This window comes from Arthrobacter globiformis (assembly GCF_030817195.1).
GTDB classification, from domain to species: Bacteria; Actinomycetota; Actinomycetes; order Actinomycetales; family Micrococcaceae; genus Arthrobacter; species Arthrobacter globiformis_D.
In genome coordinates, this window is record NZ_JAUSYZ010000001.1 from 720,936 (window position 1) to 741,458 (window position 20,523).

Annotated in this window: 15 protein-coding genes; 6 read left to right on the forward strand and 9 right to left on the reverse strand. The window is 66.1% G+C overall.

Translation table 11 applies throughout. The features are described 5' to 3' along the window. Nucleotides 1–14: 14 nt before the first annotated feature. The gene (locus QF036_RS03330) at nt 15–1,472 is read left to right on the forward strand and encodes an APC family permease (protein ID WP_307099224.1); all 1,458 of its coding nucleotides are present in this window, start codon (nt 15–17) and stop codon (nt 1,470–1,472) included. Then, complete coding sequence (locus QF036_RS03335; RefSeq protein WP_307099226.1) at nt 1,462–3,102, forward strand: amidohydrolase; 1,641 nt, start codon at nt 1,462–1,464, stop codon at nt 3,100–3,102. The genes QF036_RS03330 and QF036_RS03335 overlap by 11 nt, the downstream gene beginning before the upstream one ends. On the opposite strand, the gene QF036_RS03340 is transcribed toward QF036_RS03335, so the two are convergent. The 6 genes from QF036_RS03340 to QF036_RS03365 form a co-directional block, all read right to left on the reverse strand. Continuing rightward, nucleotides 3,099–4,091 (reverse strand): IS481 family transposase, encoded by a 993-nt coding sequence (locus tag QF036_RS03340; protein ID WP_307099228.1) that lies wholly within the window; start codon nt 4,089–4,091, stop codon nt 3,099–3,101. The two genes, QF036_RS03335 and QF036_RS03340, sit on opposite strands and share 4 nt — an antisense overlap. 141 nt (nt 4,092–4,232) lie before the next feature. Next, nucleotides 4,233–4,619 (reverse strand): VOC family protein, encoded by a 387-nt coding sequence (locus QF036_RS03345; RefSeq protein WP_307099230.1) that lies wholly within the window; start codon nt 4,617–4,619, stop codon nt 4,233–4,235. A gap of 116 nt (nt 4,620–4,735) precedes the next feature. Then, nucleotides 4,736–5,737 carry a carbohydrate kinase family protein gene (locus QF036_RS03350; protein WP_307099232.1) on the reverse strand — a complete coding sequence of 334 codons (1,002 nt, stop codon included), beginning with the start codon at nt 5,735–5,737 and terminating at the stop codon, nt 4,736–4,738. Nucleotides 5,738–5,856: 119 nt separating this feature from the next. Further along, nucleotides 5,857–6,651 carry an ATP-binding cassette domain-containing protein gene (locus QF036_RS03355; protein ID WP_307099234.1) on the reverse strand — a complete coding sequence of 265 codons (795 nt, stop codon included), beginning with the start codon at nt 6,649–6,651 and terminating at the stop codon, nt 5,857–5,859. Beyond that, complete coding sequence (locus tag QF036_RS03360) at nt 6,648–7,694, reverse strand: ABC transporter permease (protein ID WP_307099236.1); 1,047 nt, start codon at nt 7,692–7,694, stop codon at nt 6,648–6,650. Before QF036_RS03360 ends, QF036_RS03355 begins: the two co-directional genes overlap by 4 nt. Before the next feature lie 148 nt (nt 7,695–7,842). Further along, on the reverse strand, nt 7,843–8,961 hold the full coding sequence (locus QF036_RS03365) for a substrate-binding domain-containing protein (RefSeq protein WP_307099238.1): 1,119 nt from the start codon (nt 8,959–8,961) through the stop codon (nt 7,843–7,845). A gap of 164 nt (nt 8,962–9,125) precedes the next feature. On the opposite strand from QF036_RS03365, the gene QF036_RS03370 reads away from it, so the two are divergent. Further along, on the forward strand, nt 9,126–10,124 hold the full coding sequence (locus QF036_RS03370) for a LacI family DNA-binding transcriptional regulator (RefSeq protein WP_307105743.1): 999 nt from the start codon (nt 9,126–9,128) through the stop codon (nt 10,122–10,124). 77 nt (nt 10,125–10,201) lie between these two features. Beyond that, nucleotides 10,202–10,495, forward strand: a complete 294-nt coding sequence (locus QF036_RS03375; protein WP_307099240.1) for a putative quinol monooxygenase — start codon at nt 10,202–10,204, stop codon at nt 10,493–10,495. 120 nt (nt 10,496–10,615) lie between these two features. Here QF036_RS03375 and QF036_RS03380 read toward each other — a convergent pair whose 3' ends face one another. Next, the gene (locus QF036_RS03380) at nt 10,616–13,279 is read right to left on the reverse strand and encodes a GH32 C-terminal domain-containing protein (RefSeq protein ID WP_307099241.1); all 2,664 of its coding nucleotides are present in this window, start codon (nt 13,277–13,279) and stop codon (nt 10,616–10,618) included. Nucleotides 13,280–13,596: 317 nt separating this feature from the next. Here QF036_RS03380 and QF036_RS03385 point away from each other — a divergent pair, with 317 nt between their 5' ends. Next, entirely contained in the window at nt 13,597–13,914 is a 318-nt protein-coding gene (locus QF036_RS03385) for a hypothetical protein (RefSeq protein ID WP_307099243.1), read from the forward strand. A 218-nt stretch (nt 13,915–14,132) separates the two neighbouring features. Then, the gene (gene malQ, locus QF036_RS03390) at nt 14,133–16,295 is read left to right on the forward strand and encodes a 4-alpha-glucanotransferase (protein WP_373460064.1); all 2,163 of its coding nucleotides are present in this window, start codon (nt 14,133–14,135) and stop codon (nt 16,293–16,295) included. Nucleotides 16,296–16,332: 37 nt separating this feature from the next. Here malQ and QF036_RS03395 read toward each other — a convergent pair whose 3' ends face one another. Both QF036_RS03395 and QF036_RS03400 read right to left on the reverse strand, forming a co-directional pair. Further along, complete coding sequence (locus tag QF036_RS03395; protein WP_307099247.1) at nt 16,333–19,155, reverse strand: alpha-amylase family glycosyl hydrolase; 2,823 nt, start codon at nt 19,153–19,155, stop codon at nt 16,333–16,335. A gap of 160 nt (nt 19,156–19,315) precedes the next feature. Beyond that, nucleotides 19,316–20,359: a lactonase family protein gene (locus QF036_RS03400; protein ID WP_307099249.1), complete on the reverse strand. Its 1,044-nt coding sequence runs from the start codon at nt 20,357–20,359 to the stop codon at nt 19,316–19,318. Between the last annotated feature and the right edge of the window lie 164 nt (nt 20,360–20,523).

Below are 20,523 nucleotides of genomic sequence, written 5' to 3' on the forward strand. Positions count from 1 at the left end.
GAAAGGACGGACCAGTGCCGGATATCCAAACCAGACCTCCTGCGTCGTCTGCGGACGGCGCCCTCAAGCGCAATGCCCTGGGCACGGGCGGCATTGCCTTCCTCGTCATTTCGGCGGCAGCGCCGCTGACCGTCATGGCGGGCGTTGCCCCGGTGGCCATCAACGTCGGCGGCATCGGCGCCCCGGCCGGCTACCTCCTGGCAGGCACCGTGCTCACCCTCTTCGCCGTAGGCTTCATGGCCATGACCCGGCACGTGAAGGCGGCCGGCGGCTTTTACACCTACATCTCGCTGGCCATGGGCAAGACGGCGGGACTCGCCTCGGCCATCCTGGCGATCGTTTCCTACAACTGCCTCCAGATCGGTGTCTACGGCCTCTTCGCCGTCCAGACCCACGACATGCTCAAGGTGGTGTTCGGGCTCGAGGTGCCCTGGCCGGCGATAGCGCTGGCCGCCGTGGCTGCCGTCTGGTTCCTCGGCTACCGGGGCATCGACGTCGGCGCCAAAGTGCTCGGCGTGCTCCTCGTGGCCGAGACCGGCATCCTGGCCCTGATGGCAGCGGGGATCCTGGGCAGCGGCGGAGCACACGGAATCAGCGTGGGCTCATTCAGCCCGGAGAACGCCTTCGGGCCGGGCGTCCTGGCCATCCTCGGGATCTGCTTCGCCGCCTTCATGGGCTTCGAGTCCACAGTGCTGTACCGCTCGGAGGCCCGCGACCCGGACAGGTCGGTGCCGCGCGCCACGTACATCGCCGTCGGCTTCATGTCAGTGTTCTACGCCTTCATCGTGTGGGCCGTGGTGCAGGCCTACGGCGAAGACCGTGCCGTGGAAGCCGCCGGGGAGCTGGCCGGCGGCATGTTCTTCCAGACCATCAACCACTATGTGGGCCCCTGGGCCGAGGTGGCGATGTACTTCCTGATCGTCACCAGCGTCTATGCCTCACAGCTGGCCTTCCACAACGCGATCAACCGCTACGTCTACATGCTGGCCCGCGACGGCGTGCTGCCGGCCTTCCTGGGGCGGACCCACCCGAAGTTCAAATCACCACACCGGGCCGGACAGCTGCAGACGATCCTGGCCGCCGTCGTCATCACCATTTGTGCCATCCTGAACGCCGATCCGTACCAGCAGCTGCTGATCTGGGTGAACACCCCGGGAATCTTCGGCATCGTCGGGCTGCAGGGCCTGGTGTCGGTGGCCGCCTTCCTCTACCTGCGCCGGAATCCCGACGCCGTCACGCACCGGCTGATGGTCCCGTTGAGTCTGGCGTCGGCCATCCTGCTCTTCGGCGTGGTGCTGCTGATCGGGTTCAACATCGAACTGCTCACCTTCGCCGACGCGCTGACCAACACCATCCTCATCCTGGTGACGCCCATCGTCTTTATCGCCGGACTCCTGGCCGCCCGCTGGGTGCGCCGCAACCGGCCGGAAACCTTCGCCCAGATTGGAAGCTTCGAAACCCATGAATCCTGATGTGATCATCCTTGCCGGCACCGTCCACACGATGGACGGCATGTTGTCAGGGAGCCCGGCGCCGCAGGCCGTTGCCGTCCGGGACGGCGTGATCGCCGCCGTCGGAAGCCGTGCGGATGCGGCCGGTTGGCCGGCAGCGGAGGTTATCGACTTCGGCGACGCCGTGCTGACCCCCGGCCTGGTGGACTGCCACATCCACCCTGTCTTCGGGCTGGAACTGACCCGCGGCTGCGACCTGTCCGGCGCCGCGGACCTGGCAGCGGTGCGTGCACTCTTGCATGCCGAGGCGGCGGCAACAGCGCCAGGCGAGTGGGTGCGCGGCTGGGGCCTGGACCCCAACGTGTTCGGATCCGCTCCCGCCCACCGCGGGCTGATTGACGACGCAGTCTCCGGACTGCCGTGCCTCATCCGGCTGTTCGACGGGCATTCCGCGCTGGCCAGTTCCCGGGCCATCGACATCGCCGGTGTCACGGGGCCACGCTCCTTCGACCAGGCCGCGGAAGTGGTCTGTGACGGAAGCGGCCGGCCGACGGGGCTCCTGCTGGAGGCGGCCGCCGTCGAACTCGTTGCGCGGGTGGTGCCCGCCGAGTCCTTCGCCGAACGGAAGGCGCGGCTGGCGGAACTGCTCACGCAGTTCTCACGGTCCGGACTGACCGGGGCACACGTGATGGACTGCAACGACGATTCGCTGGACCTTTACCGGGCGCTCGAAGAAGAGACCGACGGCGGTCTTCCGCTGCGCCTGCGGATCTTGCCCTGGTGCATGCCCGGCACCGGTGAGCCGGACTGGCGCGGGCTGGCCGAACAGATCGGCGTCGGCGGGCGGCGCTGGGAAGTGGCCGGCATCAAGCTGTTCGTCGACGGCACGGTGGACAACGGCACGGCCTGGCTGTTTGAACCCGATGCCTATGGCGAGTCGGTGGCACCGTTCTGGCCCCGCCCCGAGGAGTATGCGGCGGCCGTGCGGTACTTCGCCGGGCGCGGCATTCCGACGGCCACGCACGCAATCGGCGACGCCGGGGTGGCCGCGGTCCTGGCCGCCTTCGAGTCCCTGCCTCCGGTCACCCTGCAGGGCGTGCACCGGATCGAACACCTTGAGACCGTTCCGGATGAGCTGATCGGGAGGTTCTCCCGATCAGGCCTCATCGCCAGCATGCAGCCGACCCACTGTACGCACTACTCCCGCGCCGACCACTCGGATAACTGGTCCACCCGGCTGGGCACGGAAAGGGCCAACAACGCCTGGCGGTGTGCCGACCTCCGTGCTGCGGGAACCGTCCTGGGGCTTGGCTCTGACTGGCCGATCGCCCCCTTCGAACCGCTGCCCATCCTGGCGGACGCGCAATTGCGACGGCGGTCGGGCCGGCCGGGTGAACAGCCGATTGTTCCCGGCCAGGCCCTCACGGCCCGTCAGGCGCTCGAAGGCTACACCTCGCATGCCGCCCGGGCTGCGGGGGAGTGGCAGGTCTCCGGCTCGGTCACGGTGGGCAAGCGCGCCGACTTCACGGTGTTCGACGTAGATCCGCTGGCGGCTGCTCCGGATGACCTTGCAGCGGCCCGGGTCCTGGCGACGTTCGTGGACGGGCAGGCGCAGCACTCGGCGGTCGGGACCGGCAGGCAGCTGGCCTAGGTGTACTGCCCAGGCAGGTTGGTTAAGCGGCTGATGGGCGTGTGGCCTCCGATTGCAGTGTGGGGCCTGTGGTGATTGTAGTGGTGCAGCCATGCAGGGAGGGCGTTTCTGCGGGCTGATTCAGTGGCGTAGAAGCGTTTGAAGGCCCATCCGTCGGCCAGTGTGCGGTGGAACCGTTCGATCTTGCCGTTGGTTTGCGGACGGTAGGGTCGGGTCTTCTTGGCCTTGATGTTCAGCTCCCGGCAGGTGTCCCGCCAGAGGTTCGATTTGTACGCTGATCCGTTGTCGGAAAGGACTCGCTCGACGGTGACGCCGCGCGCGGCGAACCAGGATACTGCCCTTTTCAAAACGGAGGCTGCGGTGGCCGCTGTTTCGTCATCATGGATCTCGGCGTAGGCGACGCGTGAGTGGTCGTCCACGACGGTGTGCACGTAGGCGGTGCCGATCAGCGGGTTACGGTGGTTGCTTCGCGGCTTTGCCGGAGTCGTAGCGCGGTTCCTCTTGCCTTCCTGCCGGCCAACGTAGCGCCAGCCGCCACCGTCCGGGATGTTGCCGAGCTTCTTCACATCGACGTGGATCATCGCCCCGGGTTTGTCGTGTTCGTAGCGGCGGATGACTTCCCCAGTGCGCTTATCCACGTAATGCAGCCGGTTCAGCCGGCACCGGACCAGGACCGCGTGGACCGTGGAGGCAGGCATGGCCAGCTTCGCTCCAATCGCGACAGGCCCCAGCCTTTGCTTCCAGCGCAGGTGCACGACCTTGCGAACCAGATGCGGCGGAGTCCGGTTCGCCACCCGGTGCGGGCTTGAGGATCGGTCCGTCATGCCGGCTGGGCCCATCGCGGCATACCTGGCTGCCCACCGTTTGGCGGTGGGCCAGGAGCAATTGAACTGTTCGGCAGCCCGGGACACCGGCCAGCCGTGATCAACGACGAGCCGCGCGACGCGTAACCGTTGGCGTGGAGTCAAAGCAGCATTAGCGTGGGACATTGAGGACCTCCTGGTCGCTTCAGCGGTTGTCTAAGCAACTCCACTGTGCAACCGGAGGTCCTCACCCATGAGTCAACGACTCCAGCGAGTCATCACATTCACCCAACCAACGTCCCTGGGCAGTACACCTAGATCGCTGCTTTAGGAGGTGATGGGCTCAAGCCGCCTGCGCAGGAGGCAGAACTCGTTGCCCTCAGGGTCGGCCAGGACGTGCCATTGCTCGTCGCCGGTTTGCCCGACGTCGGCGGGCCGGGCGCCGAGGGCGAGCAACCGTTCCAGCTCGGCGTCCTGGTCCCGGTCGACGGGGTTGACGTCGATGTGCAGGGGCAGCTTTCCGGTCCGGGGGTCGCTGCTGGGGCTCAGGATGATGGTCGGCTGCAGACCGCCGAACCCGGCGTCGGGCGGGCCGATCTCGATTGCACCATCCTCCCGGTCGAGCTCGACGTAGCCAAGGACCTCACTCCAGAACCGCGCGAGCAGTTCGGGATCGGCGCAGTTGAGGACAAGTTCACTGATACGGCATGCCATGAACCTCAGTGTACGGAGACGCCCGGCGCGGATGCGGTAATTATCCGCATCCGCGTGTGGCGGCGCTCGTCGCCGTCCCTGACCCACCCGCCGTGATCCCTTAGGCGGCGGCTCTCTTAGGCGACGGCGGCGGGTGCCACTTCCGCGGGCGCCGCCGTGTCCTCAGGCAGGTCCGCCAGGAGCTCGGCCGCTGTGGGCGGATTGGCTCCGGGGCGGCGGACGGTGATCGCGGCGGCCTTCGAGGCGGTGCGTCCCAAGGTTTCCAGCACGGCCGGCGCCAGGCCGTCGGTTCCCCGCGCAAGCAGTCCGTAGATCAGCGCCGCCATGTAGGAATCGCCGGCGCCGATGGTGTCGGCCACGGCGGACCGGACGGCCGGCACTGTCAGCTGCAGGTCCGGAGTGGCAAGCAGTGATCCCTCGGAACCGCGGGTTACCACCGCGAGCCCCGCACCCAGCCCCAGGATCCGTGCTGCGGTGTCCTCGAGCTGCAGGTTGGGGTACAGCCACCTGGCATCCTCGTCGCTCAGCTTAACCACGTCGGTGAGCGGGACCAGCTCTTCGAAGATGGTCCGGGCCTCAGCCTGGCTGCCGAGGAGTGCGGGGCGGATGTTGGGATCGTAGGTGACCACGCATTCGCGGTGCGACTGCTCCAGCAGGGTCCTGACTGCTGCCGCCCCCGGAGCCAGGAAGGTCGCGATCGAGCCGGTGTGGAGCACCTTGGGAAGGGATGCCGGGGCTACCGGCGGCAATTCCCAGTGGATGTCGAAGTCATAGGTTGCGGAGCCGTCTGCGGCCAGCGTCGCGGTGGCGCTGGCCGTCCTGCCCGGTGTCCTGGAGCCGGGCAGGAGTGCGACGCCGGCGCGCTGCAGGTGCGCCTCGATGGCCCGCCCGCGGTCGTCGTCGCCAATGGAGGTGAGCAGCGCGGTTCGGATGCCGAGCAGGCCGAGCCCGTAGGCAACGTTCGACGGCGATCCGCCGGGGTGCTCAACGGCACCTTCCGCAGAGGCGACGACGTCCACCAGCGCTTCACCGATGACGATGACTTCCGGCGTTGCGGCGCGGGTTGCTGAGTCAGCAGCTCCTGCGGTGGCGGTTCCGGGGTTGGAGGTTGGGATCACGGTGGGCCTTTCATGGAGCCGTCCGCGGGCCGAAGCCGGCCCGCGGACGGAGGTGGTGACGTGCTGGTTCTGTGGTGGCGCTGGTTTGGTAAGGCGGGGTTTTGGGTTGCGCTGCCTGGTCAGGCTGTGGCGGCGCCCGTCATGATGGCCACGGCGTCGGTCATGCTGTGTGACTGCGGGGTGATGGTGGCGGCGCACTTCCCGAGCCGCTGGATGTGGATGCGGTCGGCGACATCGAACACGTGGGGCATGTTGTGGCTGATCAGGATGACCGGGAGGCCGCGGTCCCGGAGATCGCGGACCAGCTGCAGGACCTGGTTCGACTCCCGGACGCCGAGGGCCGCAGTCGGCTCATCGAGGACAACCACCTTGGAGCCGAAAGCAGCGGCGCGGGCCACGGCCACCGCCTGCCGCTGGCCGCCGGACAGGTTCTCCACAGGGACGGTCACGTCCTGGAGTGTCGAGATGCCGAGCCGGGTCAGTTCCTCCTTGGCCTTGCGGCGCATGCCCTTGGTGTCCAGGACACGGAAGAGTTTTCCCAGCGGGCCGGGGAGCCGTTCTTCGCGGCCCAGGAAGAGGTTGGAGGCAACATCGAGCGCGGGTGACACGGCCAGGTTCTGGTAGACAGTTTCGATGCCGTGTACCCGGGCGTCCTGTGGGCGCTTGAAATGGACGGTCTGTCCGGAGACCTTCAGTTCGCCGGAGTCCGGGACCTCTGCGCCGGTGAGGCACTTGATGAGCGTGGACTTTCCTGCGCCGTTGTCGCCGATGATCGCCAGGACTTCACCCGGGTACAGGTCAAGGCTGACGCCGTCCAGGCCCACGACGCGTCCGAAGGTCTTGACGAGGTTCCTTGCTTGCAGGATCGGCTGGCGGATCGGGGTCTTAGCCGGCTGGAATTCTGTGGCGGTCATGATTTCACCTTTCGGATCCACTGGTCGATCGACACAGCGAGGATGATGAGGACGCCCACGGCGAGGGTCTGGTAGAGCACGTCGAGGCCGGCCAGGGACAGGCCGTTGCGGAACACGCCCACGATCAGCGCGCCGAGGAGGGAGCCCCAGATGGAGCCGCGTCCGCCGAAGAGGCTGGTTCCGCCAATGACGACGGCGGTGATGGAGTCGAGGTTCAGGTCCACGCCGGCGTTGGGGCTGGCTGCGTTCGTGCGGCCGATCTGGATCCACGCGCCGATGGCCAGCACGGCCCCGGCTGCGAGGTAAACGCTCATCAGGACCCGGTTGACCGGGATACCGGCCAGCCGGGCGGCTTCCTTGTCATCGCCCACCGCGTAGACGTGCCGGCCCCAGGCGGTCTTGCCAAGGATGAACGCGACCGCGATGTAGAGCAGGAGCATCATGACCACGCCGGTGGAGATCCGGACGGGTCCGACGGGGAACGTGCTGCCCATCCATGTCAGCAGGCCGGGCATCGCCGAGCCGCGCACTGTGGAGCCGCCGGAGTAGAGGAGCGTCAGGGCGATGAAGATGTTCAGCGTTCCGAGCGTGACGATGAACGGGGGGAGCCGGAACCTGGTGACGAGGAAGCCGTTCAGCGCCCCTGCTGCCAGACCCACGACGAGGCCGAAGAGGAGAGCGAGCGGAGCGGGTGTGCCGCTGCCGACGGCCAGCTGCGCGACCACCATGGATGAGAGGATCATGACGGCGCCCACGGAGAGGTCGATGCCGGCGGTGAGGATGATGAGGGTCTGGGCGATTGCGAGGGTTCCCACCACCGAGACCTGCTGGGTGATCAGGGACAGGTTCTCGACACGCAGGAACCTCTCATTGAGGAGCCCGAAGACCACCACCGCAACAAGCAGGACAATGGCCGGGCTGAGCGCGGGATAGCGGTGAAGGATGTTGCGGATTCGGCTGAGCGGGGTCTGACGGTCGAGGAATTCCTCGGCCGGGTCGGCATGCCCTGCGGCGGGCGGTCCGGCGGTCTGTTGCTGGGTCACTGTTGCTCCTGAACTTCAAGGTCCTGCGGGGGCTGGTTCGGCTGGGGCTGGTGCGGCGGCTGCGGCTTCTGCAGTTAATTCTCCTGCTGCGAACCGCGGGAGAGTACTGAATCTTCAGCGCCCTCCCGCGGTGCTGGGTCCATGCTGGTTACTTGCCCCAGCAGATCTTGGAGGCCTCCGACGTGGTGATGCTCTTGACGCCGTCGACGGCCTTATCCGTGACGAGCTCGACACCGGTGTTGTAGAAGTCCAGGCCTGGTGAGTTGGCCGGCTTCTTGCCGGTCTTGGCCAGCTCAACGATGGCCTTGACGCCCAGTTCCGCCATCTTCACCGGGTACTGCTGGGCAGTGGCGCCGATCACGCCGGCCTTGACGTTGTTGACGCCCGAGCAGCCGCCGTCCACCGAGACCACCAGCACGTCCTTTTCCTTGCCGGCAGACTTCAGCGCCTCGAAGGCGCCCGCCGCAGCTGGCTCGTTGATGGTGTAGACCACATTGACGTTCGGGTTCTTGGCGAGGAGGGTCTCCATGGCGGTCCGGCCGCCGTCTTCGGCGCCCTGGCTTGCCTGGCTGCCCACGATTTCGTAGTCGCCGCCCTTGCCGCCGGTGTATTTGCCGGTCTTGGCCTCGTCACCGTTCTTCTTCTTGTCCGCGGTGTCGATGCCGAGGCCGGTGAGGAAGCCCTGGTCCCGGTTGTAGTCCACCGAGACGACCTTGTCGTCGAACAGGTCCAGCAGCGCGATGGTGGCCTTCTTGCCGCCGAGCTGCGCGGCGGTCCACTTGCCGATCAGTTCACCGGCGGCGAAGTTGTCGGTGGCGAAAGTGATGTCGGCGGCGTCAGCCGGGTCCGGCGGGGTATCCAGGGCGATGACGAACAACCCGGCATCTTTGGCCTTCTTCAGCGCATCGACGACCGAAGGGCCGTTAGGCGTGATGAGGATGCCTTTGTCGCCCTTGGAGATTGCGTTTTCGATTGCCTGGATCTGCGTCTCTTCGTCGCCGTCGGCCTTGCCTGCTGCGAGCTTGAGGTCCACGCCGTCGGTTTCGGCAGCCTTCTTGGCGCCGTCCTGCATGGAAACGAAGAACGGGTTCGAGGTGGTCTTGACGATCAGGGACACACCGACCTTCTCGGCCGAAGAGCTTCCGGCCGACGAGGTGGTTGGCGAACTCCCGCCGCAAGCGGTAAGGCTGAGCGTGCCGAGGGTCAGTACTGCACCGATGGCAAGCAGGCGGTGGGTGACTGTCCGCGGGGCTTTGGAACTCAACATTGAATCTCCTGTTTTCGTGGCACTTCTGGTGCCTGACAACGATGTCATGCATCATGTAATCAAGATCACAAGGTACAGTCAAGAGAAATCGGATGATGAAGGACCAATTAATGACAACGATGTCTAATCGTTACCAGCCTGATACGACGAAGAATCGGCCCACGATGCGCCACGTCGCGGCACTGGCCGGCGTCGGCATCAAGACCGTCTCCCGGGTGATGAACGATGAACCGGGCGTGTCCGAGGCAACCCGCCAGCGCGTGCTCGGTGCCTCCCAGCAGCTCAATTACCAGCTGGACATGGCAGCGGGGAGCCTTCGCCGGGCCGGCCGCCGGACCCTTTCCATCGGCCTCCTGCTGCCAAGCGTGTCCAACCCCTTCAGCGGTGAGATTCACCGCGCCCTGGAGGACTCCCTGGCCGCCCGAGGCATTGCGGTCTTCGCCGCCAGCCTTGATGACGACCCCGAAAGGGAGAAAGCCCTGGTTGCCGCCTTCCTGGGCAGACGCGTGGACGGCCTGGTCCTGACGCCTATCGCGAAAAGCCAGTCCTATGTCATCCCGGAGCACTCACGCGATCTGCCCATGGTCTTCATCGACCGCGAACCCGTGGGCATCGAGGCGGACGCAGTGGTGACGGATAACGCGGTTGGATCAGCCATGGCCGCCAGTCACCTGATTGCACAGGGCCACACGAAGCTCGCCTATCTCGGTGACCGCACAGATATCCAGACTGCCCGCGAACGCCGGCGCGGCTTCATCGAAGAAGTCGGCAGGGCGGGCATCGCGACCTCCTCGGTTCCGGTGCTTGAAGGCCTTCACGACGAGGATTCGGCGAGGCGGGCCGCCCTTCAGTTGCTGACGTCGGAGGATCCGCCCACGGCCATCTTCTCCAGCCAGAACCTCGTCACGTTCGGCGTTATGCGGGCGCTGAAAGAGCTCGGCGCCAGCAAGCGCGTTGCCCTCGTCGGCTTCGACGACTTCACCCTGGCCGACATGATGGAGCCAGGCGTGACCGTGATTGCCCAGCACCCCGACCGGATCGGAAAACTCGCCGCCGAACGCCTGCTGGCCCGGATCGACGGCGACCACAGCGCGGCGCAGACGTACGTCGTCCCCTCAGAGCTCATAACCCGCGGATCCGGCGAACTGCCCCCGCCGGAATGAACAGCACGCCGGAATGAACAGCACGCCGGAATGAACCAAACCCCCAAAGCCTCAAAACCCACCCCGACAGGAGAATCATGACCAAGACGCTCTACGCCGAATTCACCGTCAAGCCCGGCAGCGAAGCCCGGGTTGCCGAAATGATGCGCGAACTCACCGAGCAGGTGCGCAGTGAGCCCGGCAACCAGCTGTTCCTGCCGTACACCCGGGAAAGCAACCCCCGGGAGTACTTCGTTTTCGAGGTGTATCGCGACGAGGCAGCCTTCCAGGAACACATCACGGCGGACTACGGCGCCCGGTTCAACGGGGAGCTCGCGGACCACATCGAGGAGGACGGGTCGGTGCTGACCTGGCTGCAGCCGGTCCACTAAACCCGGCGCCGCCTCGCCACAAAGACCGCCCGGCCAGGGCGGTGCGTAACGGCCCGGTCCGGCACGAATAAGGCCGGTGTCCGCAGGTTCTGCGGACACCGGCCTTCCGTTTACCGGCCGTTACTTCCTGTTCTTGGTGGGCACTTGCGCTGCCAAGAACATGGACCGGCTGAGCGGCGTGACGGTCAGTGACTTCAGTCGGGCGGTTCCCCCTTCGGCGAAGAGCGCCACCTGGTTGGCGCCCTGTTCGGGGAAGACCTGGTCCGTGATGGTCCGCAGGCCGTTCTGGGCGAACACCTCCACCGAGGACCGGTCCACGTAGATGCGCAGCGTCACGTTGCCGCTCGCGTCCACGGTCACGGGGGCGGAGTCAACCGAAACGAAGAGCGGGTGGAAGTCAGTGCTGCCGGAGTTGCTTCGGTCGACGTACAGCTCCCCGGTTGCCTTGTCGTAGCCGATGACCGTCGATTTACTGCCGTTCCCCAGGACTGTGATCCCGGCCTTGGACGCTGATCCGGGGGCGAACGTCACGTCGATCCGCTGCACGTCGCCCGAGGCCGCAGACGGCAGCGCGTGGGTGCCAGCGGGAATGTTCCGCGCCCGCTTTTCGGCGTAGCTTTCCTTTGTGCCGAGGCCATCCACCTGCTGGACTGCCTTCTGCGCCAGCCGCGGACCGTTGGCCGTCTGCGTGAGGGCCACTTCGCGGGGCAGGGACATGGCGCTGCGCCAGGGCGAGGTTGGAATGTTGTTGGCGTAGTCCCAGTTGTTCATCCAGCCGAGCATGATGCGCTTGCTCTGCGGCATGTTGTTGAAGGACACGGACGCGTAGTAGTCCCGGCCGTAGTCGAGCCAGTCATAGGTCTGGACCCGCGGCGTGGCCGGCCGCGGGGAGGCGACGAACTCGTCCGCCAGGATGTGGCCCCAGCCGAAGCGGTTGTTGTCCACCACCCGGATGCTGGCCTGCCGCCCCCTGAACTCGGAAACGTTCCACGATGCCCAGTCCAGGACCTCGCTGTTAGCCCCGGTGGCCGACCTGACCACCTTGCCGTCCACCACGAGGTTGACGGTGGTCTCATCGGAACGGGGCACTGCTGCCTGATCCGTCAGCATGACGTGGTCCAGGGTGAGGTGTCCCCAGCCGCCGGTGGCCTGGTCCACGATCCGGAGCTGTGCCTGCTGCCCGGCGAACTCGGATACGTCCCAGCCCTTCCAGTTCAGGGCTCCAGCGTCATCGCCGGCGAGGCTGCGGACCACGTTGCCGTTCACCAGCAGCTGCGCTTCCAGCGTCTGTCCGGAGCCGGCCGTGCGGTGTCCGCCGCCCACCAGCATGCTCATGAAGTTCCGGTTTACCGTGAACGACGGCGACGTGAGGGTTCCCTGCCTCTCGTCGCTGGGCGCGCCTGCCGTATCGAACGTGTTGATCCGTTTGGTGCCGATATAGAAGTCGCCGCCGGACGTTGCCGGCTGGAACGCCGGTGCCAGATCCCCGGTTCCTGTCCACCCGGCGTCGGCCAGCGTGGAGCCGTCCGGTACCTCAAAGCCGTTGAACAACAGGTCCCCGGGTGGCGGGGTGTTGTCCAGCTTGTCCGAGACCCGCGGATGCTGTCCGCCGCCCACGAGGAAGTTGAGGTAATCGCTGTCCACGGTGAACTGCGGCGAGGTCATCGACCCCAGCGGCCAGTCGCCGTCGTTGAATGAATTGATCAGACCGGCGCCGGCAAAGCCGGTAACGGCGTTCTGCCCGGCAAGCGTACCGGAGGCGGGTGCCCCGGCGAATGGCCCGTCCTTCCAGTTGCCGGGTTCGTTGTTCACCGTCCAGCCGTTGTACGTGCCGTCGTTGAAGCCTGCCAGGGGAGTGCCCGCGGGCAACGCGTCACTGGCCTTCGTTGTCTCCGAGGTGAATGTGGTGCCGTCAAAATTGCCCACGAAATACTGCCCTGCCGAGCCGCCAGCCACGCCTCCCGGGTTGATGTTGACCACCATCACCCACTTGACGTTCGCGGGGTTGCCGTCGACGGCAAGCGGGAACAGGTCCGGGCATTCCCAGAGCCCGCCCGTGGCATTCGCCGGGCCGAACTCGCTGAGCTGCGTCCAGTCCTTGAGGTTGCCGGACTTGTACAGCACCACCTTGTGCTCGGTGGCCTCGACGGCGGTCATCACCCAGTAGCCGCCTCCGCCGGGGGAGTCGTACCAAAACACCTTTGGGTCCCGGAAGTTCGCCGAGTTGCGGTTTAGCACCGGGTTGCCGCTGTACTTGGTCCAGGTCTTGCCCTCATCCAGGCTGTACGCAAGGGATTGGGCCTGCAGCCCTTTGTACGGTGAGGCGTCCTTGTAGGCGCTGGTGAAGATCGCCACCAGAGGAGGGTTCGCGGCCGTGCCGAGGCCGGAACTGTTGTTCTTGTCCACCACCACGCTTCCGGAGAAGATGTCCTGCTGGTCGTCGGTGGCGATGGCCAGGGGCTGCTCCTTCCAGTGCACCAGGTCTGTTGACGTGGCGTGTCCCCAGGACATGTTGCCCCACTGATTGCCGGACGGGTTGTGCTGGTAGTAGAGGTGGTAGACGCCCTTGTAGAACACCATCCCGTTGGGATCGTTCATCCAGTTCTGTTCGGGCGTGTAGTGATATGCCGGCCGAAACTGCTCGTCGCCGGCAGTGCCCGCCGCCGTTGCCGTCGCTGCTCCGGCGAGTACTGTGGCAAGGCTGAGACCGGCCACGGTCAAAGCGGTACATAGCTGTAGTCTGCCGAATTTTCTCTGATGCATTGTGCTGGTGTCGCCCTTCATCGCGCGTGCCTCTCCCCACCCCGAAGGTAGGTAGACAACGTTGTCAATGAGTGGAACGCTAGGGGATGTCCACAAGACAAGTCAACGGCTCCAACGGCGGCAAATCGACTAGCTGTTCATGGCCTTTGCGGTTGGCGAAAGGCCCGCAACCTGGCCTCCAGGCCAGCGGCTGTCAGCCCTCGATGAAGCGCCTGGGCCAGGATCGCAGCCGTTTCCAAGGGAAAGCAAGAGCAGACACCGTTGTCACGCGCCCGTCGTCGAAGTTCGCCGGGACCGCCGTTGCTAGGGTGGAATCATGAAAACGCAGCCTCCTCGCCATGTCCATGCTTCCTGTCCTCGTTCTGCTGGCGGGCTGCGCCCAGGCCGAGGAAGCAGCCCAGAATGCGGCGAGCTCGGCAGTCTCCCAGGCTGCCAATGCGGCGGCCGAACAGGTGAAGGGGCAGATCTGCACCGTGATCGAGGACGGCCTGGTGAGCGCCTCTGACAAGGCTGCGCTCGCGGGTCTTGTCGCCGGCGCCGAAACTGCCGGCGTGCCCGCCGAAATCACCGGTCCCCTGAAAGCGATCGCCCAGGCCGGCGACAAGGTTCCCAGCGATTCTGTCCGTGAGCTTCAGAAGGCCTGCGCCGCCGCCTGAACCGTGGAGTCAGCGCAGCCTGCAATAATCGGAACCAGCAGTTGCGGGGGCCGCTGAAAATGGCCGGCCGCGACGGGCAGCAACGTTAGTTTCGGGCCGATTACAGCAGACGAGGCGGACATATGAAGGCTCCCAGCCAGCAGCACGCGACTTCCCCTGAGGCGCCTTTCCCTGCAACCTCTTCCCCTGAGCCTTCTTCATCTGAAATTTCTTCTGAAATGCCGGCGGGCAACGGAGCGCCGGTGACTGGTGCCGCCGTCAATCCCGAGCTGCTGCGCTGGCTGGCGGAGGCGTACGGCGTCGGAACCTCCTACCAGGGGTGGGACGGGCAGCCGCATGAGGTTGCGGCAGAAACCCTGATCCGTGTCCTTGCCGCGCTTGGCGTCCACGCCCACACCGATCAGCTCATCGAACACGAACTGGCCGAGGCGGAACTGGCGCCCTGGCGTCGGATGCTGCCGCCCGCCGTCGTGATTCAGGAAGGCACGCCGGGGCAGGTGAGCGTCCATGTCCCGCACGGTTCCAGCGTCCGCATGTGGGCCATCACCGAGGACGGACGCGAGCTGGAGGCCGTCCAGGAGGACGTCTGGGTGGAACCCCGCGAAGTGGACGGTACTCTGACCGGCCGGGCCACCTTCGCCGTGCCACAAAATACGGGCCTGGGATGGCACACCCTGCGTGCCAAGGCGGCCGGGGTGGTTGCCGAAACCACGCTGGTGGTGACCCCTGCCCGGCTGTCCACGGCAGCCGACCTTGAGGAGCGCCGGGGCTGGGGACTGGCGACGCAGCTGTATTCCGTCCGCTCCAAGCGGTCCTGGGGGGTGGGAGATTTTTCCGACCTCGCAGAGCTTGCGGCGGTTGCCGGCGCACGCGGAGCAGACTACGTGCTGGTGAATCCCCTGCACGCGGCCGATCCCGTGCCGCCCCTGGAGCCGTCCCCGTATTCACCGTCGACCCGCCGCTTCTTCAACCCGCTGTACCTGCGGATCGAGGCCATTGCCGAGCTTGCGTACCTGAAACCCAAGAAGCAGTCGCTGGTCCACGGCCTCATGAAGCAGGCACGGAAGCTGAACAAGGATGCGACGCGGCTTGACCGGGACAAGGTCTACTCCGCCAAGCTGGCAGCGCTGGAGCTGATCTTTGGCGTCCGCCGTTCGCCGTCGCGGCAGCTCGCGTTTGAGGACTACTGCCGCCGGGCCGGCGCCGGCCTGGATGACTTTGCCCTCTGGTGCGCCATCCGTGAGGATCTCGACGCCGATGACCCGTTTTGGGCGGACCCAACGGCTGCGATGGGCTCCCCTTTGGCGGAGAAGCTCAGGGGTGAGCTGGCGGAACGGATCGAGTTCCACCGCTGGCTGCAGTGGCTCTGTGACGAGCAGCTTGAATCCGCCCAGCAGGCCGCGCGCAACGCCGGCATGCGCCTGGGCGTGGTGAACGACCTTGCCGTCGGCGTGGACCTTCAGAGCTCCGACGCCTGGACGCTGCACGGCGTACTCGCGCCCGGCGTCAGCGTCGGCGCGCCGCCGGACATGTACAACCAGCTGGGGCAGGACTGGCACCAGCCGCCGTGGCACCCCACCCGCCTCGCCGAAGCCGGGTACAAGCCGTTCCGGGAGATGCTCGCGACGGTGCTGCGGCATTCGGGCGGCATCCGGGTGGACCACATCCTCGGCTTTTTCCGGCTGTGGTGGGTGCCGGAAGGGAACTCGCCGGTGGACGGCGCCTACGTCCGGTTCGACCACGACGCCATGATCGGCATCCTTGCCCTGGAGGCCCACCGTGCCGGCGCCGTAGTGATCGGCGAAGACCTGGGCACCTTCGAGCCGTGGGTCCGGGATTACCTGGCCGCACGGGGCATCCTGGGCACCTCGATCCTGTGGTTTGAGAACGACGGCGACGCTCCGCTGCCGCCCGAACAGTACCGGCTGCAGGCCCTCTCCAGCGTGAACACGCACGACCTGCCGCCCACGGCCGGCTACCTCGCCGGTGACCACGTGACCCTGCGCAACGCGCTGGGGCTGCTGGAGCGTTCCGCGGAGGAGGAGCGCCTGGAGCACAATGCCAAGCTGGAGAAAATGATGGACCTGCTCCGGCAGCGGGGCCTCCTTTCGTCCAGTGACGCCGGCTCCGAACAGGAACGCATCGAGGCGCTGCACCGGCTGCTCGCGCAGACCCCGTCCGTCCTGCTCGGGGTGGCGCTCGTGGACGCTGTCGGAGAACGCCGGGTGCAGAACCAGCCCGGCACCACCTCCGCCCAATACCCCAACTGGCAGGTGCCACTGGCCAACTCCGACGGGGACCCAGTCCTGCTCGACACCCTCGCAGACGACGACAGGTTCAACTCCCTGCTCGCGGCGGTCGAGAAGGCCATGCGGGCCTGACGCCCCGGGCGGGGCGGGCTTGGCGCCCCGGGCGCGCCTAGCCTGCCGTGATCACGTGCGTGGTGTGGTCGTACCGGAAGGTGACCGGGCCGCCGTCGTGGTTCAGCACGATATTGGAACCGTTCGGAGCGCCATCCTGGCCGTAGTTCTCATCCCAAGAGCCGTTGATGGCCGCCTTGAATTCGTACTGCCCCGCTGGAAGGTCGGCTGTGAGTTTCCACAGGCGGTCAGCCGGATTAAAGGCCATAAAGGCCGCCTCGCACGCCGGCTGCCAATCATCAGGGCACCCCATCTCGCTGTTCAGGCTTCCCGCCACGGTGACCGAGTCGGGCTGTGGTGGGGCGCCCACCACGACGGTCCGGACATTGCTCACCACGGTTGACCCTTCGAGGCTGGCCCGGTAGCGCACCTCGGTGCCATCGGCGAGGTCCAGGGCGGCCAGGTCGTCTGCCACTGTGTAGGCCGGCGACGAGTCATCTTCAGAGCCGATGGCTGTCCACGGTCCGTCCGCGATGCTGCGCTCAAACCGCACCACGTGGCTGGCCTTCTCCGGGTCCGCCGTGGCAACCACCTCCACGTTCCCCTGGACGGTGCTGCCCTCGGCCGGCTGCTGGATGGTCAGCACCGGGTCCGGCACCACAGCGGACCGGGAAGCGCTGACCGACGTGCGGCCGGCGTTGTTCAGGACGACCGCCCGGTACTCCAGCTCAGTGCCGGGGTTCAGTCCCGAGACATCGTGGAAGACGCGGTAGGGGGCGGTGTCATCTGTGCCAACGCGCTCCCACATGCCGCCCGGCGTCCTGGCGTCAAAGGTGACCTCGTAGAACGAGTTGCCACCGACGTCGGCCGTCACCTGGATGCGGCCGTTGTCCCCGGCGGACGTGGCGGTAGCGGCGGCGGAAACGGGAGGCTGCAGCGCGACGGCGGGCGCCGCCTTCTCGCGGGGGATACGGCCGGAAGACTGGTAGACGACGGCGGACAGCGGCGGCACCGTGACGGTCAGTTTGCCATCGGCTGAGGTCCTGGAGTTTTCGGCGGCGCCGCCGTAGAGAAGGCTGTAATTGCGCTTGGCGATGTAGGTGGGAACAGCGGCGGTCCGGGGTTCCTCACTGTTGTTCAGCGCTACTACGTACTCGCGCTGGTCCTTGGCATCGGTGCGGGAAAAGGCATAGATGCCGGGCCCGTCGGAGGCGTAGCGGTGCTGGTGGGCGCCGTCGCGCAGGGCGGGGTGCTCCTTGGTCAACTGCGCGAGTTCGCGGATCTTGGCGTAGAGGGGATGCCCGGTGTTGAAGTTGTCGGTGGCGTGGGTGGCGTCCGTGCCGAGCAGGTCATCGTCGAGGTAGTCGGGCACCTTGCTGGCGAACAGCGTCTGGCGGGCGTCCTGGTCCCCGCCGGGCCCGGTGAAACCCTGCTCGTCACCGTAGTAGACCACCGGGTTTCCGCGGGAAAAGTACATGAGCTCGTGGGCGAGTTCGTCGCGGGCCACGCGTTCGGCGTCGTCCGCGTCAGGGTTGTCGGTGCTGATGAAGCTGCCGATCCTGCCCATGTCGTGGTTCCCCAGGAAGGTGGGCAGCTGGTAGACGTTGGAATCCGCGTCGGTGTACCAGTCGTCGGCGGCGAAGAAAGTCTCAAGCTGCTTCGCGTCCTGGCTTTTCGAGGCGAAATTGCGCGCCGCATCCTGGAACGGGAAGTCGAGGACCGCCTGCATCCTGTTGCGGGTGGTGAACTGGCTCGTGTTGCTCTTGGAAGTGTCGAAGACCTCGCCGAACATGAAGAACTCGTCCTTGCCGTGCTCCTTGGCGTAGGCCAGGACGTCGGGCCCGAACTGCTGCCAGAATTCGTCGTTGACGTGCTTCATCGTGTCGATGCGGAACCCGTCCACGCCGAAATCCCGGATCCACGTCTCGTAGATGTCCGTCATGCCGGCCACGACCGTCGGGTGTTCGGTGAACAGGTCGTCCAGGCCGAAGAAGTCTCCGTAGAAGGAGTTTTCCCCGGCGAAGGTGGTGTCGCCGCGGTTGTGGTACAGCGTGGGGTCATTGAGCCAGGCCGGAACCTTGAGGTTCTGTTCCGCCGGATCAAGCACCGGCGTGTACGGGAAGGAGGTCCCGGCATCGAGCTTTGGGAAGTCCGCGCGGCCGGCGAAGTCCCGGTCATCGAAGGCAACGCCTGAGCCGGTGCGGTACGGCTCCTTGTCCTTGGAGACGTAGCCGGTGCGGGCGCCCTCCTTGTAGCCGATCACATCCGCGGTGTGGTTGGTGATGATGTCGAAGTACACCTTCATGCCGCGCGAGTGCGCCTCGTCGATCAGTGCCTTCAGCTCGGCGTTGGTGCCCAGGTGCGGATCGATCTGGGTGAAGTCCGTGACCCAGTAGCCGTGGTAGCCGGCGGAATTGTCCTCGGGCTGGACCGCCTTGTTCTTGAAGCTCGGTGTCAGCCAGATCGCCGTCGTTCCGAGCCCCTGGATGTAGTCGATCTTGTCCAGCAGGCCGTTCAGGTCCCCGCCGTTGTAGAAGCCCTTGCGGGTGGGGTCGAAGCCGGACACCATCGGATCCGGTCCCAGGCCGCCTTGGTCGTTGCCGGTGTCGCCGTTGCTGAACCTGTCCGCCATGACGAAGTAGAAGTTTTCGTCGGTGACGGGAGTGCGGAGGGAATGGGCGCCTTTTCCCGCGTCCGACGGCGGTCCGGGGGCTTTGCTGGTGACTGCGGCTTGGGTTTGTGCCTGGGTGGGCAGGGCCTGCGCGGGCAGGGCTGATGCAGCCAGCAGAACGAGCGCGCCGGCTGCTGCCAGAGTCGCGCGGGCGGGCTTGGTGGGACCGTCGGTGCGGCGCGGGGAATTCAGGCGAGGGACGGTGAACATGTTGGACCTTCCGCAAAGCAACGTTGCTTGTCCGGGTGGGGAAGCCCGGAATCCGTTAGGGTGCCGACTCGTCCAAGGCAAGCCCGATCACCGATATCAGCTCCTGTGATGGAGCCGTATTGGCAGTGACTAATCCTGTATTGGCTTTGTCGATTGCGGTTTAGCTTGCCACAATCAGGGCCGTGGGGGAACCCGCAACAAGGCGCTGAAGAGGGCCTTCCGGAAGTCCTGTCTGGACGTCCAGGCGGAAGGTGGTGATGTCGTGGGACCGCTCATGGGCCACGTGAAGCCACCCGCCGCGGACCAGGTGATGACGGGGCCAGTCACCGCCGCTGGCAAAGTCGCCGAGCGGGCTCAGCACACTGCCCTCTGCTGACGGCGTCACCTCCAGCACGCTGACGCGGTTGGATCCCCGCACGCCTACATATGCGAACCGTCCGTCCGCCGACAAGGCGATTTCGGCCGCGGAGTCACCGTCCTTGGCACCGTCGGACGTCGCGGGACTCTGGCCGACCAGCTCGAACTTCCCCGATGCCGAGGCGGCCCGGGCTGCGAAAACCTCGATGGAGTACTCGGAGACCACAAACACCGTTCCATCGGAGTGCTGCACCAGGTGGCGGGGACCGCTGTTCTTCGGAAGCACCACCTCATGGTCCAGCACCAGGCCCGTCGCGGGGACGTGGTTCCACACCCGAAGTAGATCGTGGCCCAGGTCGGTGGTCATGATCCGGCCGTCAGCGAGTACCAGGCTGGCCTGCGCCCGGCTGGGGCGGTCGTCCCGGTGCGGATCGCTGGAAGGCGCCGCCGGAAGGCGGCGGGCGATCCCGCCGTCGTCCGTCAGTTCGTACAGCAGCACCTGGCCGTCACCCCAGCAGGCAACAATCAGGAATTTGCCCTGCGGATCGACCGTGACGTGGCAGGCAGCTTCACCGGCCGCCCAGGGTTCACCGACGGCTTCGAGGCCGAACTCTCCCCGCCGCCGGTACGCCTGGACGGTTTTGGCGTTCTCTCCGACGGCGTAAACCACCGGCAGTTGCCGGTGCACGGCAACGAACGACGGCGAGTCCGCCTTTGCCGCCGTGCCGCGCCAGGTAAGTGTCCCATCAGCGTTGGCCGATACGGCCCCGATTCCGGCACCGTGGCCGCCGCTGTCCGCAGTGTAGGAGCCGGTCCAGATGAGCGTGTGGGTTTCGCTGTGGGTCATCATTATATCCTGCCAATAATTGCCGGAATCGGCGTCGGATAACATGGATTTTTGCAGAGCCGATTCGACTGCCGGGCACGTTTGGAAGTGCCTGTGCAGGGTTAATAATGTGCCGATTCGGTACTACCGGGAGGTGAGAACAATTCACGCAATGCCAGCTTGGG

What these genes read in the sequence shown, in the direction of transcription:
- QF036_RS03335 (WP_307099226.1), top strand. Translation starts at nt 1,462, where the DNA reads ATGAATCCTGATGTGATCATCCTTGCCGGCACCGTCCACACGATGGAC.
- QF036_RS03340 (WP_307099228.1), bottom strand. Translation starts at nt 4,091, where the DNA reads ATGTCCCACGCTAATGCTGCTTTGACTCCACGCCAACGGTTACGCGTC.
- QF036_RS03345 (WP_307099230.1), bottom strand. Translation starts at nt 4,619, where the DNA reads ATGGCATGCCGTATCAGTGAACTTGTCCTCAACTGCGCCGATCCCGAA.
- QF036_RS03355 (WP_307099234.1), bottom strand. Translation starts at nt 6,651, where the DNA reads ATGACCGCCACAGAATTCCAGCCGGCTAAGACCCCGATCCGCCAGCCG.
- QF036_RS03365 (WP_307099238.1), bottom strand. Translation starts at nt 8,961, where the DNA reads ATGTTGAGTTCCAAAGCCCCGCGGACAGTCACCCACCGCCTGCTTGCC.
- QF036_RS03370 (WP_307105743.1), top strand. Translation starts at nt 9,126, where the DNA reads ATGCGCCACGTCGCGGCACTGGCCGGCGTCGGCATCAAGACCGTCTCC.
- QF036_RS03375 (WP_307099240.1), top strand. Translation starts at nt 10,202, where the DNA reads ATGACCAAGACGCTCTACGCCGAATTCACCGTCAAGCCCGGCAGCGAA.
- QF036_RS03380 (WP_307099241.1), bottom strand. Translation starts at nt 13,279, where the DNA reads ATGAAGGGCGACACCAGCACAATGCATCAGAGAAAATTCGGCAGACTA.
- QF036_RS03385 (WP_307099243.1), top strand. Translation starts at nt 13,597, where the DNA reads ATGTCCATGCTTCCTGTCCTCGTTCTGCTGGCGGGCTGCGCCCAGGCC.
- malQ (WP_373460064.1), top strand. Translation starts at nt 14,133, where the DNA reads ATGCCGGCGGGCAACGGAGCGCCGGTGACTGGTGCCGCCGTCAATCCC.
- QF036_RS03395 (WP_307099247.1), bottom strand. Translation starts at nt 19,155, where the DNA reads ATGTTCACCGTCCCTCGCCTGAATTCCCCGCGCCGCACCGACGGTCCC.
- QF036_RS03400 (WP_307099249.1), bottom strand. Translation starts at nt 20,359, where the DNA reads ATGACCCACAGCGAAACCCACACGCTCATCTGGACCGGCTCCTACACT.